Source organism: Streptomyces sp. ME19-01-6 (assembly GCF_033793745.1).
In the GTDB taxonomy this organism is placed as follows: Bacteria; Actinomycetota; Actinomycetes; order Streptomycetales; family Streptomycetaceae; genus Streptomyces.
Map to the genome: position 1 here is coordinate 417,690 of NZ_JARAXF010000003.1, position 26,818 is coordinate 444,507.

A 26,818-nucleotide genomic window follows, 5' to 3' on the forward strand; every position below is an offset into this window, starting at 1 on the left:
GCGTCAGTAGACGGGCTTCGCGGGCTCGATCTGGTGGACCCAGCCGATGACGCCGCCGCCCACATGGACCGCGTCGGAGAAGCCCGCGGACTTCAGAACAGCCAGGACTTCCGCCGACCGGACACCCGTCTTGCAATGCAAGACGATCTTCTTGTCCTGCGGAAGGTCCTGCAGGGCGTTGCCCATCAGGAACTCGTTTTTCGGGATCAGCCGGGCGCCGGGGATCGAGACGATCTCGTACTCGTTCGGCTCGCGGACGTCGATGATGTCGATGTTCTCACCGTCGTCGATCCACTCCTTGAGCTGCTTGGGAGTGATCGTCGAACCGGCCGCCGCCTCCTGGGCCTCCTCCGACACGACGCCGCAGAAGGCCTCGTAGTCGATCAGCTCGGTGACGGTGGGGTTCTCGCCGCAGACCGCGCAGTCGGGGTCCTTGCGGACCTTGACCTGGCGGTAGGTCATCTCCAGGGCGTCGTAGATCATCAGGCGGCCGACCAGCGGGTCGCCGGTGCCGGTGAGCACCTTGATGGCCTCGGTGACCTGGATCGAGCCGATCGAGGCGCACAGCACGCCGAGCACGCCGCCCTCGGCGCAGGAGGGGACCATGCCGGGCGGCGGGGGCTCCGGGTACAGGCAGCGGTAGCAGGGGCCGTGCTCGGACCAGAAGACCGACGCCTGGCCGTCGAAGCGGTAGATCGACCCCCATACGTACGGCTTGTTCAGCAGCACGCACGCGTCGTTGACCAGATAGCGGGTGGCGAAGTTGTCGGTGCCGTCCACGATCAGGTCGTACTGGGAGAAGATCTCCATCACGTTGTCGGCTTCGAGGCGCTCCTCGTGCAGCACGACGTTCACGTACGGGTTGATGCCGAGCACCGAGTCGCGCGCGGACTCCGCCTTGGAGCGGCCGATGTCCGCCTGGCTGTGGATGATCTGGCGCTGCAGGTTGGACTCGTCTACCTCGTCGAACTCCACGATGCCGAGGGTGCCGACACCGGCCGCGGCGAGGTACATCAGCGCGGGCGAGCCGAGGCCGCCCGCGCCGACACACAGCACCTTGGCGTTCTTCAGCCGCTTCTGCCCGTCCATCCCCACATCAGGGATGATCAGATGGCGTGAGTACCTGCGGACCTCGTCGACGGTGAGCTCGGCGGCCGGCTCGACCAGGGGTGGCAGCGACACGGGGACTCCGTAGTGGGTGGGAGCAGGGTTCTTCTCCTGGTAACACTGCCACGGCCCATCTCATTCCGAGACGGGTGGTCCGGTCCGCGAGACGGATACGTCCCATCACCCGGGCAGCGCCGCCGGCCATGAGGCCGTCCCTCAGATCCGGCACGCCGCCTCCATCCAGATGTCGGCCAACGACTCCTCCAGCGCGATCCTGGAGCGCCAGCCGAGCCGGTCACGCGCGGTGCGCACATCCGCCTGCTGCCAGCTGCCACAGCCGTCCGGGTACGGATACCCCGCCCCGCCGCCCACATGCTCGATCTGGGACCCGGCCGGGCCGCCCGCGGCGACGTGGTGCAGCGGCCCGCGCCCCGGCGGGCCGTCGATCTCGTGCAGCGTGCCGCCGTAGCCCGCCACCCGGGCGAGCACGGCGGCCGCGTCGCGCAGCCGGACGGCCCGCCCGCTGCCGATGTTGACGACCCCCTGCGCGGCCGAGAGCGAGGCCGCGTGCACCGCCCGGGCCACGTCCCGTACGTCCACGAAGTCGCGCTGCACCCCGAGGCCGCTCAGCTTCAGCTCGCCGTCCCCGGCCTGCATGGCCCGGCGCATCGCCTCGGCCAGCCGGCCCAGCGGCGACCCGGCCGGGGTGCCGGGCCCGACCGGCGAGAAGACCCGCAGCACCACCGCGTCAAGACCGGACCCCAGCACCAGCTCCGTCGCGGCCAGCTTGCTCACCCCGTACGGGCCGCCGGGGCGCGGCACGGCGTCCTCCGCCGTCGACGAGCCGGGCTGGGACGGCCCGTACTCCGCGGAACAGCCGAGCTGGACCAGGCGGGCACCGCAGCCGCTGCGCCGCAGCGACTCGCAGATCGTCGCCACGGCCACGGTGTTGTGCCGGGTCAGCTCGCGCGCCCCGCCACGGGTCGCGCCCGCGCAGTTGATCACCACCCCGGGGTGGACCGCGTTCAGGAAGCGGGTCAGCGCGCCGGGGCTGCCGGTGGACAGGTCGAACCGCACATCGGCGTCGTCGCCGCGGCCGAGCGCGGTGAGCTGGACGGCGGGATCGGCGAGCAGGTGTTCGGCGACATAGCGGCCGAGATATCCCCCGGAGCCGAGCAGCAGGACTCTCATCGGCCACGCTCCTGGGGCTGTGGGTGGGTCGTGTCGTCGCTCATGTCATGTGCTCCTTGTGGTGGTGGGGCGGAGGGGGGCGGCGAGTTCGGAAGCGGTGGGGTACGAGTACGGGGCGTACGGGGCGCCCGGCGTATGGGCCGAGGCGCGGGAGAGCGCGGCGAACGCGTACGCCAGCAGCGCGAGCGCGGTGGCACCGCAGACCGCGGCCGGGACGGTGACGGGTCCGCAGACGGCCGAGGCCGCCGCCACCGCCTCGGCGAACGCCCCGCCGCCCGGCAGCCGCCCGGCCCCGGCGCCACCCAGGGCCGCCACCTCGGCCGCGCAGGCCACGGCGGTGCCGGTGGCGGCGGCCCGCCGGAAGCCGTGGACGGCGAGCAGCCGGGCGACGAACAGCAGGACGCACACGGTCACCACGGCCGCGTCGGACGCGGCGGCCGCATCAGCCGTCGGGACGGCCCCGGGCGGGCCGCCGGGCAGCGGCAGCGCGAACCGGACCGCGAGCACCAGGGGCGGCAGGGCGCACAGGAACAGCGCCACCGTGCCCGCGAGCAGCGGCCGCACCCCCGCCGCGAACTCCGCGAGCCCACGGCTGCCCACCAGCCTCCGGCACGCCCGCCGGGCGAACCAGCGCGCGCACCACGCGGCGGGCGCGACGGCGAGGGCGAGGACGACAACCGCCTCTGCGACGAGGGGCCAGTCGGCGGGCGCGGCGCCGTAAGGCCGCCATACGCCGGTCCGCAGCCCGGCGAGCAGCCAGTCGCCGCAGAGGGCGTACGCAATGAGCCAGCCGACGCGAAGCAGCCCGGCCAACCGCCCGGCCACCCTGCCGCCCCGCACTCTCAGCGGCCCGCGCCCCAGGCACAGCCACAGCGCGGCCACCATCAACACGCCCCCGCCCGCCCCAGCAGCCACCCGCGCCCCCGCCGCCCCGCCCTGCGCCCTGGCCAGCCCGACGGCGGTCGCCGCCCCCAGCACCCCGGGCACCAGGTGCAGCGCGCCCAGAGCCAGCCGCCCGCCGAGCCGCCCGCGCGGCGGCGCGGCCGCCGGGCCGCTCGGGGCGTCGTCCTCGCGGGGGACGCGCGCGTACAGCTCCTCGGCGAGCGAGAAGACGTCACGATGCCGGAACCGGGCGGCGGTGCGGTCCGTCACGCCATGAGCCTCGAGACCGGCGGCGATCTCCAGCGGATCGACGGCGTGCGCGCACAGCTCGTGATGGCGATGCATCAACATCCGCACCGGGTCGGCCGACCCCCGCCCCACGGGCCCCGCGGCGGCGGAACGCGGGGCCGCGCCGAGGGCGGCGGCCGACTCCCGCACGCCCGAGGACGGCGGGCGTCCGCTCCCGGCGGGCCGGGCGGCACCGCCGGGGCACGGGCCGGAACCGGGGAGCGGCCCGCAGCCGGGGGCGGCGGCCGCCTGCGGCCCGGCCGACGGCGCGAGGCCACCGCCCCCGAGTCCTTCACGCGGTGCCCCGCCGCCCGTCTCCGGCCTGGGTGTCCCACTCACGAGCGCACGTGACGGCGCGTCCCAACCCCCAGGGCTCCGCGGAGTTCGCGGGGCGTCCCCTGGACGGACAGGGCGCGCAGACCGTCCCCCGGGCAGCTCGGCAGCCGCCCCCTCACCCGCGGCGGACGGTGCGACGTCACCACCCCCGCCCCCGGAAGAGCCGGCAGAGCCGGGAGCCGCTTCGCCGCCGTCACAGTCCTCCGGGCCCGCGATGCCCGGGCGGCGGGTCATGGGCGCGCCTCTTCCGGCAGCGGGGCGTACGGGCCCACACCCAGGGGTTCAGGCTCAGGGCCGGGCTGTGCGGTGGCCCAGGTGGGGGTGTGGGCCGCGGGCGAGAGGCCCGGTCCGCCGCCGCCCGCCCAGCGGCCGGGGATGTGGGCCTCCGCCGGGCGGGCGAAGGGCACGGGCTCGCCGTCCGGGCCGAGCTCCTCGCGGCGCACCGGGCAGTGCGACATGAGCTCCAGATAGATGCCGCGGAACGCCGCCACGTTCTGTTCGGCGGTGAAGAGCTCCAGCGCACGAGCGCGCGCCGCGGCGCCCAGCCGCTCACGGCGCTCGGGGTCGGCGAGGAGCTCGAGGCACGCGTCTCCGAGCGCCCGCGGGTTGCGCGGCGGGACCACCAGACCCGTACCGCCGATGACCTCGCACACCGCGCCGACGTCCGTCGACACCGTGGCGCGCCCGCAGAACATCGCTTCCACCAGCCCGACCGGGAAGCCCTCGACCACGCTGGACAGCGCCACCACGCTCCCCGCCGCGTACGCGTCCGCCGCGGACGGCAGCCCCGGGTCGCCGAGGTGCTCGAAGGAGACCGGGTTGTCGCCGACCGTGTGGGCGTCGGCCGCCTCGTCGGGGAAGAGGTGGGCGGCGAGGGCGCGGCAGTGGGCCGGGTAGCCCCCGGCGGCGCGGGCGGGGCGCCCGGTCTCGACGAGGCGCAGCCGCGCCCGGGGCACCGCCCGCCGCACCTGGGCGAAGGCGTGCAGCAGGGCCACGATGTCCTTGGCGGGCTCGAGACGGCCCAGCCACACCAGTGTCCAGCCGTCGTCGCCCCGCGCGCCGACGCCGCTGCCCGCGCCGCGCTCGCCGACCTCCGCGAAGCGGCTCGCGTCCATGCCGGGGTAGACGGTGCGCAGCCGCTCCGGGGCGGCGCCGCAGCGCTCCTGCCAGCGGCGGGCATGGGTGTTGCCGGGGGTGATCAGCGCCGCCCGGGCGTACGCCTCGGCGGTCAGCCGGCCGTGGAACGAGGCGAGCAGCGCCCGCACCGGGCCGGAGAACACAGGGCCGGGGGGCACCGCGCCGCCCGGAGCCGCCGCGCTCGCCAGGTAGTACTCGCGCAGCCGTACGCCGTACTCGGTGACCAGGAGGGGCGTACCGAAGAAACGCCGGGCCAGCAGCCCCGGGAGCGCGGCCGGGCCCGCCGAGGCGGCATGGCACAGGTCCACGCCGGACAGGCCCGGCTCGCCGGCGGAGCCCTCACCGTCGCCGTACCAGTCGAGCGACAGCGGGCGCAGCGCGCGCTCCAGCGCGCCGGTCACGGTCAGCAGGTCGGCCACCCGCGCCTGGTGCGCGCCCTGCAGCGTGCCGGGCGTGTGGCAGGCCCGCTCCAGCGCGCGTACGGCCGTCTCGGAGCGCAGCGCGGCGGGCAGCCCGCCGCGCTCCCGGGCCAGCTCGGCGAGCCCGTACAGGCCGCTGGCGAAACGGTCCGCCTGGCACCCGGCCGCCCCGGCGGCAGCAGAAGCCCCGGCGACAGCGGGGGTGCCAGGGCTCCCGGGGCCGCCCGGCGCGCTGATCGCCGCCGCCATCTCCCCGAAGCACTCGGCGAACCGCCGCCGCTCGCGCCGCCCGTACGTCCCGCGGACCCGACGCGGCGCCCGCGCCCCCTCGCCCCACAGCGGCGCGGTACGCACCCGCCGCACCGCGCCGGGCAGTTCCATGAAGCCCTCCGCCGCCTGGCGGGCGCTCCGGCTGAGGGAGTAGACCTCGAACTCGTGCTGGGCGAGCCCCCGCACCAGCCGGTCGCACCACAGCCGCGCCTCACCACTCGCGTACGGATACCCACCCTCCGTGAGCAGTCCCACGCGCATGAGCGCACCCCCGATCTCCCATGTCGGCAAGCCGTCGCGCCGCCGTCCGGCAGCGGCAGCACGTTATGCGGGCAGAGTGGTGGTGCGACGGACGGTTGTCCGTCGCACCACCGGAAGGGGTGAACGCCCGTGACCTTCCCGGGCGTCAGGCGTTGTCGGGCTCCGCGCCGTCCAGCTCCGTAGGGCAGACCGGCACGGCAGCAGGGGACGGCAGTCGGCTACCCGAGGCCACCCGTCACTTGGGATACGGCCAGGCGTTCGGCCGGCAGGTCACCCCGTCGGTCGTCAGGAACTTGGTCTGCTGCATCATCACCGGCGCCAACGCGCCCTGCCGGGTGCAGATCTCGTGGTTGTGCCCGAGCCGGTGGCCCACCTCGTGGTTGATGAGCATCTGCCGGTATGCGTACATCTTGTCGTCGCCGAAGGTCTTCGCGCCCTGTGCCCACCGATAGGCGTTGATCATGACGCGCTCGGTGGAGGCCGAGTCGCAGGAGACGTTGTCCTGGGTGGTGTCCAAGCTGGACTTCGCACACCACGTCGCGGTGGTGCCGGGGCTCGCCAGCGTGATCACGAAGTTGACCCGGCCGGAGGAGACCCGGTCGAAGGAGCGGGTCCCGCCGTGGCCCCAACTGCGGTCGTCGTTCAGCGTCTTGTGCACGGCCTTGGCGAACAGCTCGCCGTCCAGCGGCAGCCCCTTCTCCACGTCCACGCGATAGCGCAGCACCCGGCCCCGGCCGGTCCCCTTGTCGTGCCCGGGGACCGTCGTGAACGCCCCGGATCCGCTCAGCTTCGGGTCCAGCGGGAACTTCCGCGTCATCAGCGTGTCGTACGAGGGGGCTTTCGGGGCCGGGGTGGTGGGGGCGGACTGCCCCGCCCGCTCGCCGCGCCCGTCATCGCCGTCGCCCACCGTGTCGGCGCGCTCCGCGCCGCCCTGGGCCCGTGCGGTGTTCCCGCTGTCCTGCGGCCCGTTGGCCACCTGCCCGGCGACCACGACCGCCAGCACGGTGGTCACGGCCGCGGCGGCGACGCCGGTGAAGGTCCGCGCCTTGCCGCCCTTGGCGGCGCCCACCTCTTGGGACTCGTCCTCGCCGTCGTCGGCGTTGTCAGCGTCGTAGGCGTTGTAGGCGTTGTCGGCTTCCGTGCCGTCGGCACCGGGGCGGTGCGGCGCCCGGGCCGCTCCCGGGGCGCCCGCGGCGAAGACGTCCTCGCCGTCGCAGTCGAGGGCCTCGGAGATGTCGAACGCGTCGACGTACTCCTTGCGCGGGCCGGGCATCAGCCCGCCGGGCGCCGCGCCCGGCGGAAGGCCTGTGGTCCGCGTCCCGAAAGACGCCCGCGCCCCGCCGGGCACACCACCCGGACCGCCGGGCACACCGGCCAAACCACCGCGCCGCCCCGGACCGCCAGGACCGCCAGGACCCGCCGGACGACCAGGACCACCGAGACCGTTAGCACCCGCCGGCCCACCAGGGCCAGGACCGCCCGGGACCATACGCCCGCCCGGCCCGCCCACGGCGCCCCAGCCGCCGCCCGGCTCGCGCTGCTCCGGGTGCCCGCCCCTGGCCCGCGGCACGGCGGGCCCCGGCGGACGCATACGCGGCACGCCCTGCGGCGGCGTCACCCCCGGATCCACACCAGGCCCCACACCAGGCCCCGCGCCGGGCGCCGCACCAGACCCCGTACCGGGCCCGGGCCCCGGCACCACTCGCCGCCTGCGGCCGGTGCCCGGGCCCCCGGCCGGGCCAGAGGCCGTGTACTCCACAAAGCCGGGACCGGCACCAGGGGCACGGCCGTCGCCGGCGGCGGAGCCTGGGCCCGCCTGCCCGGACCGGCGGTCGCGGTCCTCCCGGCTGCCACGTGCGCTGTGTTTACCCACGCGCCGCACCGCTCCCGTCCGGGCCGGGCACCGGGGCGGTCCGTGCGCGCGGGTCGCCCCGGCGGCCGCCGTCCTCCCGGCCCTCCCGGCCTGCTCTGCCTTCTCGGCCTGTCACGTCGTCGAGCAGCTCGCGCATCCCTCGCGCCACTGCCTCGGGATACTCCATCATCGCCACGTGCCCCGCGTCCACCAGCGTCAACAGCCGCGAGTCGCGGAAGGCCGCGCTGGCCCGCCGCGCCATGCGGAAGGACACCAGCTGGTCACGCATGCCGTACACCAGCAGCGTCGGCGCCAGCACCCGCTCGGCCTGCCGCCACATCGAGTGCTGGCCGCCGAGCGTGTACGAATCGACGAGCCCGCGGGCCGAGCGCGTCAGCGCGTCCCAGAAGTAGGGGAGGGCGAGCCGCCGCTCGAACTCCTCCACCGCCAGCGCGAAGTTCTCGGGGTTGACCCGCCCCGGGTCGCCGTAGGTGAGCGCCAGCACCTCGCGGGTGCGCCGCTCCGCGTCCCAGTCCTTGGTGAGCCGGGTGAACAGCCGGGTGACGCCCGGGATCGCGAGCAGGCCGGTGGGGACCGCGGTGCGCTGGAGGCGCCGCTCGGGCAGCGCGGGCGAGACGAGGGTGAGGGTGCGGACCAGGTCCGGCCGCAGCGCGGCGACGCGGGTGGAGACCGTGCCGCCCAGCGAATTGCCGACCAGGTGCACGGGCCCGCGCCCGCTCGCGTCGAGATAGCGGATCACGGCACGGGCGTGGCCGGCTATCGAGTAGTCGCCGTCGTCCGGCGGCGGGGAGTCGCCGAAGCCGGGCAGGTCGAGGGCCTCTCCGTCCACCCGGTCGGCGAGCGGCTCCATCATGAGGGACCAGTTCTGCGAGGAGCCGCCGAGCCCGTGCACATACAGCGCGGGCGGCAGACCCTCCCGGATCGGCGGGCGGGATCGTACGGTGAGGGTGAGACCGGGGAGGCGCGCGATGCGCAGCTCCTCCCCCGCTCCGACGCGAACGGGCCGGGCGGGCGGGACCGCGGGGACGATGCGGGCATCCGGCTGCTCGGTCGAAGACATGCGGCAATGTTACGAGACGATCACACTCGGAGCCCTGTGTTCGCTCTCACAGGCCACGTAGCGTCCGAAAGTGAGCTCTCCTAGGCTCGTAAATACACAGGGACGATCACCCCGGGCCGGGGCGGGCGGGAAAAACGCCCCGGCCAGGGCACCTGAGGAAGGGGAGAAATGTCCGTCGATCCCAGCGACCCCGACACCTTCGAGGAAAACGACGCCACAGAATCCGCCGTGGAGGACGTCGAAGCGCCGGAAGTGGACGCCGCGGAGCAGCACCTCGACCTCCTTCCGAACCGGGACGAGCCCGTGAACGGCGACGCGTTGTCGGAGGCGAACGAGGCGGACCGTCTGGAGCAGGCCCGGGTCGTCGAGGTGAACGAGGACGACTACCAGTGAACCGCACCATTTGTCAGCTTTTCATGGAGTCCGGTCCGTGAAATTCTCCGTACGGACCGCGCGCTGTCCTGTTACCCAAAAGTACGATGGCGGCGCGGTGGACACCGTGTACGGAACACTCATTGGGAGGCGGCGTGACAGCCATCGAGCAGACCGAGGCGCGCCCGCGGGGCACGCGCCTGCCGCGCCGAGCCCGACGGAATCAGCTCCTGGGGGCGGCCCAGGAGGTCTTCGTGGCACAGGGCTATCACGCGGCGGCCATGGACGACATCGCCGAGCGCGCCGGGGTCAGCAAGCCCGTGCTCTACCAGCACTTCCCCGGCAAGCTCGACCTCTATCTGGCCCTGCTGGACCAGCACTGCGAGGCGCTGCTGCAGGCGGTGCGCACCGCGCTGGCGTCGACGACCGAGAACAAGCAGCGCGTCGCCGCCACCATGGACGCCTACTTCGCGTATGTCGAGAACGAGGGCGGCGCCTTCCGCCTGGTGTTCGAGTCCGACCTGACCAACGAGCCCGCCGTACGCGAGCGCGTGGACCGGGTCGCGCTGCAGTGCGCCGAGGCGATCAGCGAGGTGATCGCCGAGGACACCGGCCTGTCGAAGGACGAGTCGATGCTGCTGGCGGTCGGCCTCGGCGGGGTCTCGCAGGTCGTCGCGCGCTACTGGCTCTCCAGCGAGAGCGCCGTGCCGCGCGATACGGCGGTGCAGCTGCTCACCTCGCTCACCTGGCGGGGCATCGCGGGCTTCCCGCTGCACGGGTCCGACGGCGGCAACTGAGCCGCGGGCGTCGGCTGGGGCGCGTGTCCCCGGCCGGCGGCCGGGGCATGTTCGCCACGACCGGCGGCGCGTGTTCGCTGCGGGCGTGCGCCCATGCTGCCCGTCCGGTCTCCGCACCCGGCTAATGTGTGCTGCGTACGGCGCGGCTGGCCGCGCACCCCAACTGACCGTCGGAGGGACAAAGCCGTGGAGGTCAAGATCGGCGTGCAGCACGCGCCCCGCGAGATCATTTTGGAGAGCGGGCAGTCCGCCGAGGAAGTCGAGCGCGCGGTGTCCGACGCGCTCGCCGGCAAGGCGCAGCTGCTGACCCTGGTGGACGACCACGGCCGCAAGGTCCTGGTCCCGTCCGACCGGCTCGCATACGTCGAGATCGGCGAGCCGGCCGCCCGCAAGGTCGGCTTCAGCGCGCTCTGAGCGTCCGCGCCAACGGAAAGCGGCGGGGCCCGGTGGGAATCCTCACCGGGCCCCGCCGCTTTCGTGCGCCCGCGTTCCGCTGCGCGTTCCGTGACTCCGCGTTCCGTGCGCCCGCGCGGAACGCCCCCTTCGGATGCGCTTGGCCCGGGCAGGGTTGCCCGGCCCGGCCCGGGGGTAGGACGGCTGCGACCGGGGCTCGGCACCCGGCATACCCCGAGGCCTCGGCCCCGATCCGCCCGCGGGAAGGACGCACCATGATCTTGGAAGCGCTCGGCTCCGTACTGATCGGTCTCGCCATCGCATACGGGGCGGGCCGCTGGCAGCCCCGAAGGTTCCACTCCCGGCGCCTGCTGCTGTCCACCGGCCCGGCCGCCGCGCTCCTCGGCTCCCTGCTCACCCACGCCGTGCTGGGCTCGGGCCACACACCGACGGTGCTGATCGTCGCGCTCGGCTTCTCGGTGGCGCTGTTGTCGCTGCTGGTCCGCCCGACGAGCAGGCTCCGCCGCTCCGCCCCGGCCTGAGAGGCGCCACGCACCCGGCACGCACCGCACCGGGCACGCCTCGCACCCGACGACGCGCCACCCATCCGACACGCACCGCGGCCCGCACCCCAGGGGGCCTGTCGTCAAAGGGGGCGCCCTGCTCCCGACGCCGCAGTGACATCAGCCGCTGCCGCGCCAGACGCCGCTCGCGGCCAAAAGCCCCCTTTGACGACTGACAGGCCCTGGGACGCGGGCCGCGCGCTACCGCTCCGCCCGACGGCTCAGGACGCCAGGCCCAGCGCGGCCATCCGCTTGGTGTGCGCCTCGGTGATCCGGGAGAACATCCGGCCGACCTCCGCCAGATCGAAGCCGTCCGCCACCCCGCCCACCAGCATCGTGGACAGCGCGTCCCGCTCCGCGACCACCCGCTGCGCCTGCGACAGCGCCTCGCCCATCAGCCGCCGCGCCCACAGCGCCAGCCGCCCGCCGACCCGCGGGTCCGCCTCGATGGCCGCCCGCACCTTCTCCACCGCGAACGAGGCGTGGCCGGTGTCGTCGAGCACGCTCAGCATCAGCCCGCGGGTGTCCGAGTCCAGCCGAACCGCGACCTCGCGGTAGAAGTCGCTGGCGATCGAGTCGCCGACGTACGCCTTGACCAGGCCCTCCAGCCAGTCCGACGGCGCGGTCTGGCGGTGGAACCCGTCCAGCGCCGCCGCGAAGGGCTCCATGGCCGCCGTCGGCTGCTCGCCCACCTCCGCCAGCCGGTCTCTGAGCTGCTGGAAGTGGTGGAACTCGGCGGACGCCATCTTCGCCAGCTCCGCCTTGTCCTCGAGCGTGGGCGCCAGCTTGGCATCCTCGGCCAGGCGCTCGAAGGCGGCCAGCTCGCCGTAGGCGAGGGCGCCGAGCAGGTCCACCACGGCGGCGCGGTACTGCGGCTCGGCGGCCGCCCGCGCCCAGTCCTGGGCGGCGATCCCGGTGCGCTCCCCGGCGGCGTGTCCCTCGGTGCGCTCCCCGGCGGCGGGGTCGTTCTCCGGTGTGTCAGACGTCTCCATGGTGCGCACAATAGCCCGCTGAGCGCCCCGCGGAAGGCCCTGGTCAGCCGGGACCGGCAACAGGGCGCAACCGGCATCCCGGTCACAGATGCGCGCTCTCGGGGTACAGTGCTATTGGCGCCCGTCGAGTATCGACGGGTTGTTCCACGCATACGGATGCCCGGTCGGTGGCCCGATCGGCTCCAAACCGACCGCCCTCCGCGCGGCGCGCATGTAATCGTGCGCACGGCAGGAGGGATCCGCTCGCGGTATGAGCGCTCGAGCGAGGGCAGTGGTCCCGCGCCGGACCGGCCACCCCAAGGCCGGTTGTACTCGGGGCGCCGTGCGACCCCCTTCGCCGCCTCACGCCGCGTCTCACAGAAGAGGCAAGCATCCTGACCACTTTCCGAGACCTCGGGATCCTCCCCGAGACGGCCGAGGCCCTCGAGGCCGTCGGCATCACGTCCCCGTTCCCCATCCAAGAGATGACGCTCCCCGTGGCCCTCTCGGGCTCCGACGTCATCGGCCAGGCCAAGACCGGCACCGGCAAGACGCTGGGCTTCGGCCTCCCGCTGCTGGAGCGCGTCACCGTCCCCGCGGACGTCGAGGCGGGCCGGGCCAAGCCCGAGCTGCTGACCGACGCCCCGCAGGCGCTCGTGGTCGTCCCCACTCGCGAGCTGTGCCAGCAGGTCACCAATGACCTGCTCACCGCCGGCAAGGTCCGCGCCGTGCGCGTCCTGGCGATCTACGGCGGCCGTGCGTACGAACCGCAGGTCGAGGCCCTGAAGAAGGGCGTCGACGTGGTCGTCGGCACCCCCGGCCGGCTGCTCGACCTGGCGGGCCAGAAGAAGCTGCGGCTCTCCGCCGTCAAGTCCCTCGTCCTCGACGAGGCCGATGAGATGCTCGATCTGGGCTTCCTGCCCGACGTCGAGAAGATCATCCAGATGCTGCCCGCCAAACGCCAGACGATGCTCTTCTCGGCGACCATGCCGGGCCAGGTCATCTCGCTGGCCCGGCGCTATATGTCGCAGCCCACCCACATCCGCGCCACCGCGCCGGACGACGAGGGCGCGACCGTCGCGAACATCACACAGCATGTCTTCCGGGCCCACTCCATGGACAAGCCGGAGGTCGTGGCGCGTGTGCTGCAGGCCGAGGGCCGTGGCCTCGTCATGATCTTCTGCCGTACGAAGCGGACCGCCGCCGACATCGCCGACCAGCTCGCCCACCGTGGCTTCGCCTCCGGCGCGGTCCACGGCGACCTCGGCCAGGGGGCGCGCGAGCAGGCGCTGCGCGCCTTCCGCAACGGCAAGGTCGATGTGCTGGTGTGCACCGACGTCGCCGCGCGCGGCATCGATGTCGAGGGCGTCACGCATGTGATCAACTACCAGTCCCCCGAGGACGAGAAGACGTATCTGCACCGCATCGGCCGCACCGGCCGTGCGGGCGCGTCGGGCACCGCCATCACCCTCGTCGACTGGGACGACATCCCGCGCTGGCAGCTGATCAACAAGGCGCTCGACCTGCCCTTCAACGATCCGGAGGAGACCTACTCCACCTCCGAGCACCTGTTCGAGCTGCTGAACATCCCGCAGGGCATCACCGGTGTCCTGCCGCGCGCCGAGCGCACCCGGGCGGGCCTGGACGCCGAGGAGATCGAAGACCTCGGCGAGACCGGCGCCCGCGGCGCCCGGTCCGGGCGCGGCCGCCGTTCGGCGGCGCCCGCCGCCGAGGAGCGCCCCGCCCGCACCCGCACGCCGCGTCAGCGGCGTCGGCTGCGCGCCGGTGTGGTGGTGGACGGGGTGGCCGACGGCTCGGCACCGGCGGCCGAGGCCGCCGAGGCCGCCGTGGACACCGCCGAGGGCACGGCTCAGGCCCCGGAGGCCGCCGCCGAGCCCAGGCAGCCCCGTCGCCGTCGGCGCACCCGCGCCGGAGCCGCGGCCAAGGCGGCCGAGACCGGCACCGACGCCGAGGCGGCGGTCGCCACGGCCGAGGGCCCGGCGACGGTCGTGACCGACACCGCACAGCCCCAGCCCGAAGCGGCCCCCGAGTCCGCCGAGACCGCCGAGGCTCCGGCCAAGGCGCGCCGTCGCCGCACCCGTGGCGCGGCGGCCGCCAAGGCCGTGGAAGCGACAGCGGCAGCGCCGGCCGAGGCCGAGGTGGCCGAGGCAGCCCCGGCGGAGGCCGGGGAAGGCGAGGCCAAGCCGGTCCGCCGCCGTCGCCGCACCCGCGCGGCGGCGTCGAAGGCCGAGGCCCCTGAGACGAGCTGACGCCACCCGCCCCAATTGCCGAAGGGCCCGGTCCGCTCCCCGCGGATCGGGCCCTTCGGCGTCCCCCACCCCGGCCACGGCCCCCGAACGCGCCACCCACACGACCACACCCCAGCCCCAGCCCCAGCCCACCGAAGCACACACCCCGAGCGGCCCCGCACACGGCACGTGGCGGCACACGTCATGGCGGGTTAGCCAGGATTTTCCGTGTACGCGCTAGCCTCGGCGCATGAGCAGGCCGCCGTTCCTCACGCTGCCCGGGTGCGCCCGTGCCCACCGTCTTCGCACCGCTCGCGGGGAGTTCGCCGTGCATGACGCGCGCCCCGAGGGGACGGCGCGGGGCACAGTGCTGCTGGTGCCCGGGTTCACCGGGAGCAAGGAGGACTTCATCGCGCTGCTGGAGCCGCTGGCCCGCGCCGGGTTCCGGGTGGTCGCGGTCGACGGGCGGGGTCAGCACGAGACCGAGGGGCCGCGGGACGAGGCGGCGTACGCGCAGCAGGAGCTGGCCCGGGACGTGCTGGCGCAGGCGGCCGCGCTGGACGCCGACGCCGAGAGCTCCGCGCCACTGCATGTGCTCGGGCATTCGCTGGGCGGGCTGATCGTACGGGCCGCCGTGATGATGGCCCCGGACGCCTTCGCCTCGCTGACGCTCATGAGCTCCGGCCCTGCCGCCATCTCCGAGTCGCAGCAGGCCCGCACCAAGCTGCTGGTCGACGCGCTGACGGTCACCGACATGGAGAACGTCTGGCACGCGATGCGCGAACTCGACCCGCCGGAGGCGCCCGAGGAGAACACGCCGCCCGGCGTCGAGGACTTCCTGCACCAGCGCTGGCTCGGCACCGTCCCCGAGCAGCTGATCGTCACCGGGCGGCAGCTGAACCGCGAGCCGGACCGGGTCGCGGAGCTGGCCGGGGTGGCGCTGCCCAAGCATGTGCTGTCCGGGGTCGTGGACTACGCCTGGCCGGTGCCGCTGATGGACGAGATGGCCGAGCGGCTCGCGGCCCGCCGGACCGTGATCCAGGGCGCGGGGCACTCCCCCAACGCCGAGCGGCCGCTCCCCACCGCCGAGGCGCTGATCGACTTCTGGCGCGGCGTCTCCCCCAGCTGACCGCTGACAACCAACAGCTGACAGCTGACGTCAGTACTGGGCCTGGAGGTGCTCCCAGAAGCCGTCCCGCAGCGCCCGGCGCAGATCGGCGTGTGTACGCAGCGACAGCCGCAACAGAGCCTCCGCGTCGATCAGCAGCTCCTGGTCGACCGAGCCCGGCAGGTAAGGATGGCCGGGCAGCAGCTCGGCGAGTGACTCCCGGCCGCGCGAGGACAGCCACCGCGCGGCGATCTGCGCCCCGACGAAGCGGACGTCGTCGCGGCTGGGGGCGGGCCCGCCCTGGCCCGGGTCGGCTCCGAACGGCTCGAAGCCCGCCGGGCGGCGGGTGACGTACGGCTTGCAGAAGTCGAGGTCGAAGGTGCGCTGGCTGTCGACCTCCCACAGCAGCGGCTCGGCCTGGTTGCGCCCCTCGACGGCCTCGATGCCCCACAGGTGCACCCGCGCGCCGTACCCCTGCGCCGCCTCGACCGCGGAGACCAGGTCCTCGTCCCCACCGATCAGCACCGCGTCGCCAATGGCGCGGTGCCGGGCGAGGGACTCCAGGTCGGAGCGGATGAGCGAGTCGACGCCCTTCTGCTGATTGTTGGCGTTGAGGTTGCCGAGGCGGACCTTGACGTCGGGCAGCTCGGCGATGCTCTGCTGCTCGGAGGTGTGGATACGGCGCCGGGCGCCGTCGTACCAGTAGACGCGCAGCAGCCTGCTGTCCGGGAAGATCGTGCGGGCCTTGTCGATGAACGCCTCGATGAGCCCCTCGGTGTCGAGCTCGAAGGCTCTGCGGTCCTCGGTCCCGGCGACCAGGCGGCCGGCGGCCGCGTAGACGTAGCCGGCGTCCACGAATATCGCGTGGGTGGAGGGTGTGGTCGCGACCTCGGCGAGCACACGCTGCAGCAGCTCATTGGTGCGCTCGATGCCGGCGACGACCGAGGCGAGGTCTGGTGGGCCCGGAGGCGTGACGTCACTCATACGCGGTTCATTCTCCGGGCCAGCGCGCTCGGGACACAACCGGACCTGGTACGAGACGGTAATTAGGCTCCCGAAAATTTTCTTTAGCGTAGGGAATGTTTTTCGGGGCACCCGCTGTTGAACCGTACGGATGCTCGCGGCACAGGCGCCGCAGGGATCCGTCTCACACCACAGTTCTCCTCAGGAGGATCAGACGAAGGGAGAAGCCATGCGCTTCGAGATCATGCGCCTCGACGATGTCGACGGAAACGCCGTGGACAGCACCGTTGTGGACGCCGCCTCCGTCAACCGGATCGTGCAGCAGGCCGCCGCAATCGGTCAGCGCATCTACATCCGACCCGCCGAAAGCTCCGCCCGGTAACGCCCCGCTTGTAGTACGCAGCTTCCGGCGCCCCTGTGCATCGTCGCACGGGGGCGCTTGTGCGTCCGGGCGGCCCGCTCAGTCAACCGTCCCCGGTACCGGGAGCGCCCCGGTCGCCCGGCGGACGATCTCTCCGTAGATCTCGGGATCCGTCGTGTACTCACCGAGACGACAGGTCTTACGGCTGCCGTGGTAGTCGCTGGAGCCCGTGGTGAGCAGGCCGAGCTCGGCGGCGAGGCCGCGCAGCCGCGCGCGCGTGGGCTCGTCGTGGTCCATGTGGTCCACCTCGATGCCGTCGAGCCCAGCGGCGGCGAGCTCCGCGATCGCGCTCTCGGGCACGCACTGCCCGCGCTTGAGGGCCAGCGGATGCGCGAAGACGGTCACCCCGCCGGCCGCCTTGACCAGGCGGATCGCGTCGAAGGGGTCGAGCTCGTGCTTCTCGGCATAGGCCCGGCCGCCATTGGCGAGCCACTGCGGTGTGAAGGCGTCCGAGACGCTGTCGACGACGCCCAGCTCGACCAGGGCGGTGGCCACGTGCGGCCGCCCCACGGCCCCCTCACCGGCGATCCGCGCCACCTGCTCCCAGGTGATCGACACGCCCAGCTCGCGCAGCTTGTCGACCATCGCCCGGGCGCGCGGCACCCGGTCGTCGCGTACGAGCTCGCGCTCGCGCGCCAGCTCCGGCTCGGCCGGGTCGAAGAGATAGGCCAGCATGTGCAGGCTCACGCCCGCCGCGCCGTCTTCCGAGGTGCCCGAGGCGCCTGGGGACGGCGGGACCGCCAGCCGGCACGACAGCTCGGCGCCGGTCACCAGGGTCAGCCCCGATGAACAGTCGCGCAGCGCCCGCTTCGCCTCCGCGTACCCGCCGACGGTGTCGTGGTCGGTGAGCGCGACGACGTCCAGCCCGGCCGCGGCGGCATTGCGCACCAGCTCGGCGGGGGTGTCCGTGCCGTCCGACGCAGTGGAGTGGGTGTGCAGATCGATGCGCACGACGCGGACTCCCGGCTGCGGCGAGGGAACGGAGGGGACGCTTCAGGATAACCGGCCGCCGCGTCCGCCTTCCCGGCCGGTCCGGCGCCCACCGGCAGCACAGGTATGGAGGGGGTGCCTTCCAGCGGTGGCGGGGAGAGTCAGCCCAGGATCCGCGGCGACAGCGCCCCGCACGGGACGAGGTCCACCTCGGCTCCGGCGTCCCGCAGATCGGTGAGCACCATCTCGTCGTACATCATCAGACCGGTCTGCTCGGGCCACACGATCGCCCACAGCCACAGCCCGCACGCCTCCCCCGCGAACACCGCGCGGTCCTCCGGCGTGCCCTCGACCAGCCACAGCGGGGTGGGCCGCCCGGCGGCCAACACCTTGACCTGCGGCGCCCGGTCGACCCGCATGCCCGGCCCCGGGTCGGGGCCGCGGATCCCGGCGTATCGCGCACCGAGCCCGACCCCGAGCTCCTCCGCGATCAGCAGCAGCTCCCCGGGCCCGCCCAGCGGGCCGGGGCCGGAGCAGGCCACGGCGGTGGCCCGGCCGCCGCTGCGGTCGTCGCCCGCGCACGCGACACCGGTGAACAGCCAGCCGACCGGAAGCGGCCACGGCATCCACACGGGCACGCGGGCACGGTTGGTCACCACCACGAGTGCTTCGACGCTCGGCGGGACGACCGGCTGGAGGGGATGCACCGTGCCGTGCACCCCGCACTGCCAGGAGTCGGCGAAAAGACCGGGCGCCCGCACCCGGCCACCGCACTTCGGGCAACTGGGTTCGCCCCTCATAGGGCCCCACGGTCCTCCCCGGGCGTCGCCACGTCAAGGACGATCACCCGTCCGGATGCGACGTGAGCCGGCAAACCCCCTCAGCTCGCCAGCGGCACCCCGGAGCGGGTCGGGTCCCGCAGATCCGTCCCGTGCCTGAGCCAGCGGTCCTGCAGCGCGCCCGCGCCGTGCACCCGCTTCCACGCCGCCTCGTTCCCCGTCATGGGCAGCAGCGGCAGAAACCGGACCGGGTCCCTCGGCTGGTCGAGCTCCAAGTCCTCGACCAGCCCACCCGGTTCAGCCACCAGTACGGAGGTGAAGGGCGCCCCCGGCCACAGCGGCCCGCCCAGGTCCAGCGACGCGCCCGGCGCCACCACCACGCCCTCCACCTGAGGGGACGCGGCGAGCACGGCGAGCGGGCGGAGCACCTCGTCGAGCACGGGCAGCTCAGGGCTCACGGCCACGCCGCCGATCCGCACCGTCAGCACCAGCTCGGCGCGCGGGCCGCGCAGCGGGTCGGCGACGACAGCGGTGGGGTCGGTCATCGGCCGGTCGGACATGCCGAGCGTGGCGTAGCGGACGACGTCCCCGTCGCGGAAGCGGAGCACCTCGATACGGTCCGTGCCGACGAAGGTCACGGTGGCGCGGGCGTCCGGCTCGCCCAACGCCGTCCGCAATCGGGCCTCGACCAGCTGAAGAACGTCTGACATGCGGCGAGCATAGATCGTGTATCGAACAGGCAAAGCGACGACTTAACGCTTCGGGCGGCTGATAGCCTTGGCGCCTGCCCAGGGAGTTACACGTCATCCCTCAAGGGGGACCGACAGGAGGAGGTGGGGCTGCGGTGGATCCGAGTCGACCGTGCAGTACCGACAGTTCTCCCGTCCTCTCCCCCTTGGTATGCGGCTGTTCGTGATCTGAAACCTTCCGTACCCCACCGCTGAGCGGTGAAACACGTGAAGTTGATTGCATCCAGGGCACTTGACGGTAGAGCGCCTTCGTAACGCTTTGTCTCTTTTTTGACCGCGAACTTCCGTCAGCGCCATCGCACGGAGTGCCGCCCGCTTTGCGGACGTACGGCCACCGGAGCCCGTACGTCCACCTTCCGGGCCGCGCTGCGCCGCGCGCCCGCCGCTGACGGCCGGCCCGTGAAGGAGCCCGTCATGTCGATGATCCGTGACCTGCGCGCAGCCGTCCGCCCCGCCCTGCGCCGCACCCGCACGACCAGCAACTACGACGCCACCCGCGACCCCTCCGTCTCCAGCGCGGTGATCGACTGCGCCGTCTACCGCGACGGGCGGCGGGTCAGCGACCACTGCAGCCCGGCCGAGGCCATGAAGCGGGCGCGCGCCGAGGGCGGCTTCGCCTGGATCGGGCTGCACGAGCCCACCGAGCGCGAGTTCGCGGGCATCGCACAGGAGTTCGGGCTGCACCCGCTGGCCGTGGAGGACGCGGTCCAGGCGCACCAGCGGCCGAAGCTGGAGCGGTACGACGACTCCCTGTTCACCGTCTTCAAGACGATCCACTACGTCGAGCACGCCGAACTCACCGCCACCAGCGAGGTCGTGGAGACCGGCGAGGTCATGTGCTTCACCGGCCGGAACTTCATCGTGACCGTCCGGCACGGCGGCCAGGGCTCGCTGCGCGCGCTGCGCCACCGCCTCCAGGAGGACCCCGACCTGCTCGCCAAGGGTCCCTCGGCAGTGCTGCACGCGATCGCCGACCAGGTCGTGGACGGCTACCTCGCGGTCGCCGACGCCGTCCAGGACGACATCGACGAGGTCGAGATCGACGTCTTCTCGGCGGCCAGCTCCCGGCGGGGCGGCGACGCGGGGCGGATCTACCAGCTCAAGCGCGAGGTGCTGGAGTTCAAGCGGGCCGTCTCGCCGCTGCTGCGGCCGATGCAGCTGCTGAGTGAGCGGCCGATGCGGGTGGTGGACCCGGACATCCAGAAGTACTTCCGGGACGTCGCGGACCACCTGGCGAGGGTCAATGAGCAGGTGCTGGCCTTCGACGACCTGCTCAACTCGATCCTCCAGGCCAATCTGGCGCAGGCCACCGTGGCCCAGAACGAGGACATGCGAAAGATCACCTCCTGGGCGGCGATCTTCGCCGTGCCCACGATGATCGCCGGGATCTACGGCATGAACTTCGACTACATGCCGGAGCTGCGCTGGAAGTTCGGCTACCCGTCGGTGCTCGTCGTCACGGTCGCGATCTGCTTTGTGATCCACCGCGGATTCAAGCGCAACGGCTGGCTATAACTCGGGGAAGCCGACCTCGGCTCGGCCTGACCTCAACTCGGCTTTCTGCGGTCCGCCGGTACCACCAGCGCGAGGCCGACGAGGATCACCGCGAGCGCCGGGTAAGCCACCGCGTGAGGCGTCTGGCCCAGCCAGAGGGCGGCGATCAGGGCCGCGCCCGGCGTCTCGAGCAGCAGCGCGGTCGAGGTGATGGACGGCCCCAGCAACCGCAGCAGCAGCGCGGCCCAGATCGGGGACGTGGTGACGAGCGCGGTCGACGAGGCGACGGAGGTCATGTGCAGGCTGGGCAGCCACGTCCCGAAGCGCGTGAGTTCGCTCGTTCAGGTGATGGTCGGCTTCCGGGGTTGCTGTGTTCCCTGCGTAGCGGGGCAGCGTGAAGTCGCGATCTGGGACGCCGGGTTCGGCGCCAGCGTGCGGGGCCCCTGCTCCACCGGAGTGATGGTTCAGGGCCTCCCCGTCGCCTCTGGCCGAGCCCACAGGCCAGGTCGCACAGAGAACCGGCCTCCCGGGAACGGACCACGGACGGGATCCGTGTCGCCGCCCCGGGGTCGAGTACGCCGGGGACCAGGGGGCACCTCCCAGCGGTAGCTGGGGGAGCGCCCAAGACCGTTCGGGGCGTGCCAGTGTGCGGGCTCACACCCGCCCACTGCTCAGGAACGGTGAGCGCGCCGACGGTCATGGCCTCTGCGCGAAACAGGCCCTGTCGCCCCGATCTCCGCAGGCCACCCGTCAATGGCCCGCCGGGATCGGGGAGACAGGGCCTACGCTGGTCCACATGACGCAGACCCCGCTGGACCGCGCCCTCATCGAGGAAGCGGCCAAGAAGTCCGCCCTCATCTGGGTCCGGGGCGCGGACGGCGCTCAGGCCGCCGACCGCGCGCTGTGGCACGTGTGGCACGAGGGCGCGGTCTGTCTGGTCGGGGACGGCCCCGGGGAGCAGCCCCTGAGCGGCCTCGGCCTGGTGGACGGCGGCGCCGCCACCGTCACCGTGCGCAGCAAGGACAAGGGCGGGCGGCTCGTCTCCTGGCCCGCCCGGGTGGCCGAACTCGCGCCCGGCAGCGAGGTCTGGACGGCCGCCGTCGACGAACTGAAGGGCAAGCGGCTGAATGCCCCGGACGCGGAACGGATCGCCGAGCGCTGGGCCCGTGAGTGCCGGGTGCTGCGCCTGGAGCCGGCGTCCGCCCCGGTCGAGGAGGTGCCGTCCGGCTCCCTGGCCGCGCCCCCGCCGCCGAGCCCGGCCACCACCCGCCGCCTGATGCCCGCCGCACTCCCCAAGCTGCTCGGCCGCCGAGCCCGCGCGCGCAAGGCCCGCTGAGCCGGCCCACCTGGGCCCCACGCACCGCCGTGGTGCCGCGCACCGCCGTGGTGCCGCGCACCGCCGGAGGCGCTACGTACCGCTCGGGATCTGCTGTCCGTAGTCCACGACGTCGCCCTTGTCGGGCGCGGCCAGCGTGAAGTCCTTGTCCCAGTCGGCGAGCCGGATGACGCCCGCGTCGCCCGCCCGCTGCAGCCGCAGCGGATACGGCCTGCCCTTCAGGGAGACGTCGAGCGCCCCGCCGCTCCCCTCGCCGCCGCGGATCCGGATGGTCCGTACGCCGCCGACCGTGCCGCGGCCGCCCGTGGAGATCTCGCCGTGCAGGCCGAGCAGCCCGTCGAGCAGCAGGCTCTTGTCCGTCAGGCCGCTGAGCCGTTTGTACGAGGGGTCGCCGACCGGCACCTTCACATACTTGTCGTCGAGCTTGTCCGCGGCCGCCGCGTCGGCGCTGCTCTGCCCGCCGCCGCTGCCCTCGCTCTTGTGTGTCCAGAAGCCCGCGTCGGCCTTGAGGTAGAGGTCCTTGCCGACGCGCAGCAGCTGGAAGGTGCTGCCCTCGGTGGAGACCTGGCCGGTGCCGCCGTCCGTCTTGAGCCGCATGTCGACCTTGTAGGTGCGCCCCTTGGTGACGAGCTTGCCGGACAGGCGTACCGCCTCGGCGTCTCCGGCGGCCTTCCGGGCTCTGGCCTCGATCTTGGCGGCGGGCAGCTTGCCCACGCCGTTGGTGCCCGCGTCGGGGTCCTCACCGCCGCCGTCGCCGCCACATCCGGCGAGCGTCGCGGCCAACCCCGCGCACATCGCCGCCACGACAGCCGTGTTCCGGGTGCGCACGTCTGCTCTGCCTCCTGAAGCCGGTGCAGGGGCACCCTACCGGTGCCGTCCAGAGGTGTCGGCACAGTGCCGTAGGAGGGGTACCTCCAGCGGTAGCTGTGAGCGCTCGTCCAGCGGCAGGGCAGGGCCGGGCGCGCTAGCCTGAACCCGGCATTCGAAGCGATAGCCGCATGTAGCCACAAATGGCATCGCCATCGACAGAAGAGCTCATGGCACAGGGAGGCGCATGACATGCCCGCAGGCGCCCCCAGGGTGTTCGTCTCGCACCTCGCGGGTGTTCCCGTCTTCGACCCGAACGGCGACCAGGTGGGCCGGGTCCGCGATCTGGTGGCCATGCTGCGCCTGGGCGGGCGGCCGCCGCGCCTCCTGGGTCTTGTGGTCGAGGTGGTCACCCGCCGCCGGATCTTCCTGCCCATGACCCGGGTGACCGGTGTCGAGTCCGGCCAGGTCATCACGACGGGCGTGGTCAACATGCGGCGCTTCGAGCAGCGCCCGACCGAGACCCTGGTACTCGGCGAGCTGCTGGACCGCACCGTACGGCTGGTGGAGACGGGCGAGGAGGTCACCGTCCTCGACGTGGCCATGGCACAGCTGCCCGCGCGCCGGGACTGGCAGATCGACAAGGTCTTCGTGCGGCGCGGCAGGTCGGGCGCGCTGCGGCGGCGCGGGGAGACGCTGACCGTCGACTGGTCCGCGGTCACCGGCTTCTCCCTGGAGGAACAGGGGCAGGGCGCGGAGAACCTGCTGGCCACCTTCGAGCAGCTGCGCCCCGCGGACCTCGCCAATGTGCTGCACCACCTCTCGGAGAAGCGCCGCGGCGAGGTGGCCGCGGCGCTGGACGACGAGCGGCTCGCCGACGTCCTGGAGGAACTGCCGGACGACGACCAGGTCGAGATCCTCGGCAAGCTGCAGGAGGAGCGCGCGGCCGACGTCCTGGAGGCGATGAACCCGGACGACGCGGCCGATCTGCTCTCCGAGCTCCCCGAGGAGGACAAGGAGCGGCTGCTGGCCCTGATGCGGCCGCGGGACGCGGCGGACATGCGGCGGCTGATGTCGTACGAGGAGGGCTCGGCGGGCGGGCTGATGACGCCCGACCCGATCGTGCTGCGCCCCGACGCGACGGTCGCGGACGCCCTGGCGCGGGTGCGCAATCAGGACCTGACCCCCGCGCTCGCCGCGCAGGTGTATGTGTGCCGGCCACCGGACGAGACGCCGACCGGCCGCTACCTGGGCCTGGTGCACTTCCAGAGGCTGCTGCGCGAGCCGCCGTACACCCTCGTCGCCTCGGTCGTCGACACCGATCTGCGGCCGCTGCCGCCCGAGGCCCCGCTCCCCGGTGTGACCAGCTATCTGGCCACGTACAACCTGGTCACGGCGCCGGTCGTGGACGAGAGCGGCTCGCTGCTCGGCGCGGTGACCGTCGACGACGTGCTCGACCACCTGCTGCCGCCCGACTGGCGGGAGCGGGAGCTGTACGGCATGGCCCCGCCCGCGGTCCCCGGCGGCCCGCCAACCGTCCCCGGCAGTCGGCCCGAGCCCCCCGGCGGCTGGCCGGAGGTCCCCGATGGCCGGTGAGGGAGCCCGGCTCGACCGGCCCAGGGAGCGCCGCCGCGTCCGGCTGCCGCGCTGGGACCCGGAGGCGTTCGGCAGTGCGTCGGAGCGGATCGCCCGCTTCCTGGGCACCGGCCGCTTCATCGCCTGGATGACGGTCTTCGTCGCCGTGTGGCTCGGCTGGAACATCCTGGCCCCGGAGCGGCTGCGGTTCGACTCCTTCCCGTTCATCTTCCTGACGCTGATGCTCTCGCTGCAGGCCTCCTACTCGGCCCCGCTGATCCTGCTCGCCCAGTACCGGCAGGCCGACCGCGACCGGGTCACCCTGGAGCAGGACCGCGCCCGGGACGAGCGGTCCATCGCCGACACCGAGTTCCTGGCCCGGGAGATCGCGGCGCTGCGGATGGGCATGGGCGAGGTGGCCACCCGCGACTGGATCCGCTCCGAGTTCCAGGACCTGATCAAGGACGTGGAGAAGGGGCGGGCCGCCCCGTCTCCCGCCCCCCGTGATGAACACGACCGCTGACGGCCCTTACCGCTGAGTACCGGGCGCGCCGTACCATCTCCCTATGGCTACCGACACTGCCCCCACACCGAGCGAGGACGCGGTACGCGCCGCGCTCGCGACGGTCAACGACCCGGAGATCCACAAGCCGATCACGGATCTCGGCATGGTCAAATCTGTCGAGATCGCGGCGGACGGGACGGTCGCGGTGGCGGTCTATCTCACGGTCTCCGGCTGTCCCATGCGCGAGACGATCACCGCCCGGGTGCAGGAGGCGGTGGCCAAGGTCGCCGGAGTGGCCGGGGTCACCGTCGAGCTGGATGTGATGAGCGACGAGCAGCGGCGTGAGCTGGCCACCTCGCTGCGCGGCGGCCAGACCGAGCGCGAGGTGCCCTTCGCCAAGCCGGGCTCGCTGACCCGGGTGTACGCGGTGGCGTCCGGCAAGGGCGGCGTCGGCAAGTCGTCGGTGACGGTCAACCTGGCCGCGGCGATGGCCGCCGACGGCCTGAAGGTCGGCGTCGTGGACGCCGATATCTACGGCCACTCGGTGCCGCGCATGCTGGGCGCCGACGGCAGCCCCACCCAGGTCGAGAACATGATCATGCCGCCGTCGGCCAACGGCGTGAAGGTCATCTCGATCGGGATGTTCACGCCGGGCAACACGCCGGTGGTGTGGCGCGGGCCGATGCTGCACCGAGCACTCCAGCAGTTCCTGGCCGATGTCTACTGGGGCGATCTGGACGTGCTGCTGCTCGACCTGCCGCCGGGCACCGGAGACATCGCGATCTCCGTGGCCCAGCTCGTGCCCAACGCCGAGATCCTGGTCGTCACCACGCCGCAGCAGGCCGCCGCCGAGGTCGCCGAGCGGGCGGGCTCGATCGCGGTCCAGACCCACCAGAAGATCGTCGGCGTGGTCGAGAACATGTCCGGGCTGCCGTGCCCGCACTGCGACGAGATGGTCGACGTCTTCGGCACGGGCGGCGGCCAGACGGTCGCCGACGGGCTGACCCGGGCCACCGGCGCCACGGTGCCGGTGCTCGGCGCCATCCCGATCGATGTGCGGCTGCGCGAGGGCGGCGACGAGGGGAAGCCGGTCGTGCTGACCGACCCCGACTCCCCTGCGGGCAGCGCGCTGCGGTCCATCGCGGGCAAGCTCGGTGGGCGGCAGCGCGGGCTGGCGGGCATGTCGCTGGGCATCACGCCGCGCAACAAGTTCTGAGCACGCGCGAAGGGTGGCGGGCGGCCTCCTCAAGGGGCCGCCCCCATCCGCGCGTGCTACTCGTACGCGGTGATGTCCTTGACCACGGCGAAGCCCAGCCCGTACGCGCTCATCCCGCGCCCGTACGCGCCGATGTGCACGCCCTCGCGGGCGGATCCGGCCAGCACCCAGCCGTACTCCGACTCGCGGTAGTGGAAGTCCGTCGGCACCCCGTCCACCGGCAGCGACAGCTGCGACCAGCTCGGGCCGTCGAGGTCGTCCGCGAGCTCCCAGGCGATTGCGGTCTGCTGGTCCAGCCAGTCCTGGCGCAGCGCGCGCTCCATGCGCGTCGGCCAGGTGGACGACAGCAGGCCGGACCCGGCCAGCCAGGCCGCCGAGGAGACCGAGGTGGCCTCCAGCACGCCCGTGCCGTCCGCGCTGTCCCGCACCGGGCGGCTGGCCACGGTCACCACGACCGTGAAGCGCTGCTGCTCCGGCTCGGTCTCCGCGCGCAGCGACGGCTCGTCGCCGTGCCCGGTGGAGCCGTGCTCGACCGTGCCGTCCGCGGCCGCGCCCACCTGCATCAGCCAGCGCCGCCCCGTGAACGCCTCGTCAAGGCCGTACCACGGGAAGGCGGCCATCAGATAGCCGTCGACCCTCCGCCGAGCGTCGGCGGGGATCCCCTGAGCGGCCGACGCATCGTCCTCGGCGGACGCGCCCGGTGTACCAGCCACCCCTTGCACCCCTAGCCGACTCGTCGTCTCCATCTGCGCGGAGCCTCCTCGTT

The 26,818-nt window shown here is 73.4% G+C and carries 26 protein-coding genes; 12 read left to right on the forward strand and 14 right to left on the reverse strand.

Annotated elements, in window-relative coordinates; genetic code table 11:
- Window positions 1–3: 3 nt before the first annotated feature.
- The 6 genes from moeZ to PV419_RS08510 all read right to left on the reverse strand — a co-directional run bounded on the left by moeZ (window position 4) and on the right by PV419_RS08510 (window position 8,824).
- On the reverse strand, window positions 4–1,182 hold the full coding sequence (moeZ, locus tag PV419_RS08485) for an adenylyltransferase/sulfurtransferase MoeZ (protein WP_319687153.1): 1,179 nt from the start codon (window positions 1,180–1,182) through the stop codon (window positions 4–6).
- 141 nt (window positions 1,183–1,323) lie between these two features.
- Complete coding sequence (locus tag PV419_RS08490) at window positions 1,324–2,298, reverse strand: NAD-dependent epimerase/dehydratase (protein WP_319687154.1); 975 nt, start codon at window positions 2,296–2,298, stop codon at window positions 1,324–1,326.
- 45 nt (window positions 2,299–2,343) lie between these two features.
- On the reverse strand, window positions 2,344–3,807 hold the full coding sequence (locus PV419_RS08495) for a hypothetical protein (RefSeq protein ID WP_319687155.1): 1,464 nt from the start codon (window positions 3,805–3,807) through the stop codon (window positions 2,344–2,346).
- A 227-nt stretch (window positions 3,808–4,034) separates the two neighbouring features.
- Complete coding sequence (locus PV419_RS08500) at window positions 4,035–5,891, reverse strand: DUF3492 domain-containing protein (protein ID WP_319687156.1); 1,857 nt, start codon at window positions 5,889–5,891, stop codon at window positions 4,035–4,037.
- 235 nt (window positions 5,892–6,126) lie between these two features.
- Window positions 6,127–7,164, reverse strand: a complete 1,038-nt coding sequence (locus tag PV419_RS08505) for a DUF3152 domain-containing protein (RefSeq protein ID WP_319687157.1) — start codon at window positions 7,162–7,164, stop codon at window positions 6,127–6,129.
- Window positions 7,165–7,756: 592 nt separating this feature from the next.
- Complete coding sequence (locus tag PV419_RS08510) at window positions 7,757–8,824, reverse strand: alpha/beta hydrolase (protein WP_319687158.1); 1,068 nt, start codon at window positions 8,822–8,824, stop codon at window positions 7,757–7,759.
- 168 nt (window positions 8,825–8,992) lie between these two features.
- Between PV419_RS08510 and PV419_RS08515 the strand changes: the two genes are divergently transcribed.
- The 4 genes from PV419_RS08515 to PV419_RS08530 all read left to right on the forward strand — a co-directional run bounded on the left by PV419_RS08515 (window position 8,993) and on the right by PV419_RS08530 (window position 10,928).
- Window positions 8,993–9,217 (forward strand): hypothetical protein, encoded by a 225-nt coding sequence (locus PV419_RS08515; RefSeq protein WP_319687159.1) that lies wholly within the window; start codon window positions 8,993–8,995, stop codon window positions 9,215–9,217.
- Window positions 9,218–9,351: 134 nt separating this feature from the next.
- Window positions 9,352–9,993: a TetR/AcrR family transcriptional regulator gene (locus PV419_RS08520; protein WP_319687160.1), complete on the forward strand. Its 642-nt coding sequence runs from the start codon at window positions 9,352–9,354 to the stop codon at window positions 9,991–9,993.
- 186 nt (window positions 9,994–10,179) lie between these two features.
- Complete coding sequence (locus tag PV419_RS08525; protein WP_319687161.1) at window positions 10,180–10,407, forward strand: DUF3107 domain-containing protein; 228 nt, start codon at window positions 10,180–10,182, stop codon at window positions 10,405–10,407.
- 254 nt (window positions 10,408–10,661) lie between these two features.
- Window positions 10,662–10,928 carry a hypothetical protein gene (locus PV419_RS08530; protein ID WP_319687162.1) on the forward strand — a complete coding sequence of 89 codons (267 nt, stop codon included), beginning with the start codon at window positions 10,662–10,664 and terminating at the stop codon, window positions 10,926–10,928.
- A 242-nt stretch (window positions 10,929–11,170) separates the two neighbouring features.
- Here the strand turns inward: PV419_RS08530 and PV419_RS08535 are convergent, their stop codons facing one another.
- Window positions 11,171–11,950 carry a ferritin-like fold-containing protein gene (locus PV419_RS08535; RefSeq protein WP_415925259.1) on the reverse strand — a complete coding sequence of 260 codons (780 nt, stop codon included), beginning with the start codon at window positions 11,948–11,950 and terminating at the stop codon, window positions 11,171–11,173.
- Between the two features lie 455 nt (window positions 11,951–12,405).
- On the opposite strand from PV419_RS08535, the gene PV419_RS08540 reads away from it, so the two are divergent.
- Together PV419_RS08540 and PV419_RS08545 are read left to right on the forward strand one after the other, a co-directional pair.
- Complete coding sequence (locus PV419_RS08540) at window positions 12,406–14,190, forward strand: DEAD/DEAH box helicase (RefSeq protein WP_319687164.1); 1,785 nt, start codon at window positions 12,406–12,408, stop codon at window positions 14,188–14,190.
- 229 nt (window positions 14,191–14,419) lie between these two features.
- A complete protein-coding gene (locus PV419_RS08545) occupies window positions 14,420–15,298 on the forward strand; it encodes an alpha/beta hydrolase (protein WP_319687165.1) in 879 nt (292 codons plus the stop codon).
- 30 nt (window positions 15,299–15,328) lie between these two features.
- Here the strand turns inward: PV419_RS08545 and PV419_RS08550 are convergent, their stop codons facing one another.
- Window positions 15,329–16,261 (reverse strand): NYN domain-containing protein, encoded by a 933-nt coding sequence (locus tag PV419_RS08550; RefSeq protein ID WP_319687166.1) that lies wholly within the window; start codon window positions 16,259–16,261, stop codon window positions 15,329–15,331.
- Window positions 16,262–16,469: 208 nt separating this feature from the next.
- Here PV419_RS08550 and PV419_RS08555 point away from each other — a divergent pair, with 208 nt between their 5' ends.
- Window positions 16,470–16,622 (forward strand): hypothetical protein, encoded by a 153-nt coding sequence (locus PV419_RS08555; RefSeq protein WP_319687167.1) that lies wholly within the window; start codon window positions 16,470–16,472, stop codon window positions 16,620–16,622.
- A gap of 78 nt (window positions 16,623–16,700) precedes the next feature.
- Here the strand turns inward: PV419_RS08555 and PV419_RS08560 are convergent, their stop codons facing one another.
- The 3 genes from PV419_RS08560 to PV419_RS08570 form a co-directional block, all read right to left on the reverse strand.
- On the reverse strand, window positions 16,701–17,612 hold the full coding sequence (locus tag PV419_RS08560) for a PHP domain-containing protein (RefSeq protein ID WP_319687168.1): 912 nt from the start codon (window positions 17,610–17,612) through the stop codon (window positions 16,701–16,703).
- A 140-nt stretch (window positions 17,613–17,752) separates the two neighbouring features.
- A complete protein-coding gene (locus PV419_RS08565; RefSeq protein WP_319687169.1) occupies window positions 17,753–18,391 on the reverse strand; it encodes a DUF6758 family protein in 639 nt (212 codons plus the stop codon).
- An 80-nt stretch (window positions 18,392–18,471) separates the two neighbouring features.
- Window positions 18,472–19,080 (reverse strand): suppressor of fused domain protein, encoded by a 609-nt coding sequence (locus PV419_RS08570; RefSeq protein WP_319687170.1) that lies wholly within the window; start codon window positions 19,078–19,080, stop codon window positions 18,472–18,474.
- 453 nt (window positions 19,081–19,533) lie between these two features.
- On the opposite strand from PV419_RS08570, the gene corA reads away from it, so the two are divergent.
- The gene (gene corA / locus PV419_RS08575) at window positions 19,534–20,634 is read left to right on the forward strand and encodes a magnesium/cobalt transporter CorA (protein ID WP_319687171.1); all 1,101 of its coding nucleotides are present in this window, start codon (window positions 19,534–19,536) and stop codon (window positions 20,632–20,634) included.
- Between the two features lie 32 nt (window positions 20,635–20,666).
- Here corA and PV419_RS08580 read toward each other — a convergent pair whose 3' ends face one another.
- Entirely contained in the window at window positions 20,667–20,909 is a 243-nt protein-coding gene (locus PV419_RS08580) for a hypothetical protein (protein ID WP_319687172.1), read from the reverse strand.
- A 500-nt stretch (window positions 20,910–21,409) separates the two neighbouring features.
- Here PV419_RS08580 and PV419_RS08585 point away from each other — a divergent pair, with 500 nt between their 5' ends.
- Window positions 21,410–21,949, forward strand: coding sequence for a hypothetical protein (locus PV419_RS08585; RefSeq protein ID WP_319687173.1), 540 nt, complete (start codon window positions 21,410–21,412; stop codon window positions 21,947–21,949).
- 72 nt (window positions 21,950–22,021) lie between these two features.
- Here the strand turns inward: PV419_RS08585 and PV419_RS08590 are convergent, their stop codons facing one another.
- Window positions 22,022–22,777, reverse strand: coding sequence for a hypothetical protein (locus tag PV419_RS08590; protein ID WP_319687174.1), 756 nt, complete (start codon window positions 22,775–22,777; stop codon window positions 22,022–22,024).
- Between the two features lie 231 nt (window positions 22,778–23,008).
- Here PV419_RS08590 and PV419_RS08595 point away from each other — a divergent pair, with 231 nt between their 5' ends.
- Genes PV419_RS08595 through PV419_RS08605 form a run of 3 tightly spaced genes read left to right on the forward strand, consistent with a single transcriptional unit; the run spans window position 23,009 to window position 26,052 of the window.
- Window positions 23,009–24,352: a magnesium transporter MgtE N-terminal domain-containing protein gene (locus PV419_RS08595; RefSeq protein ID WP_319687175.1), complete on the forward strand. Its 1,344-nt coding sequence runs from the start codon at window positions 23,009–23,011 to the stop codon at window positions 24,350–24,352.
- Window positions 24,342–24,854, forward strand: a complete 513-nt coding sequence (locus PV419_RS08600; RefSeq protein WP_319687176.1) for a DUF1003 domain-containing protein — start codon at window positions 24,342–24,344, stop codon at window positions 24,852–24,854. Before PV419_RS08595 ends, PV419_RS08600 begins: the two co-directional genes overlap by 11 nt.
- A 43-nt stretch (window positions 24,855–24,897) precedes the next feature.
- On the forward strand, window positions 24,898–26,052 hold the full coding sequence (locus tag PV419_RS08605) for an Mrp/NBP35 family ATP-binding protein (protein ID WP_319687177.1): 1,155 nt from the start codon (window positions 24,898–24,900) through the stop codon (window positions 26,050–26,052).
- Between the two features lie 56 nt (window positions 26,053–26,108).
- Here the strand turns inward: PV419_RS08605 and PV419_RS08610 are convergent, their stop codons facing one another.
- Entirely contained in the window at window positions 26,109–26,798 is a 690-nt protein-coding gene (locus PV419_RS08610; RefSeq protein WP_415925260.1) for a hypothetical protein, read from the reverse strand.
- Window positions 26,799–26,818: the final 20 nt, after the last annotated feature.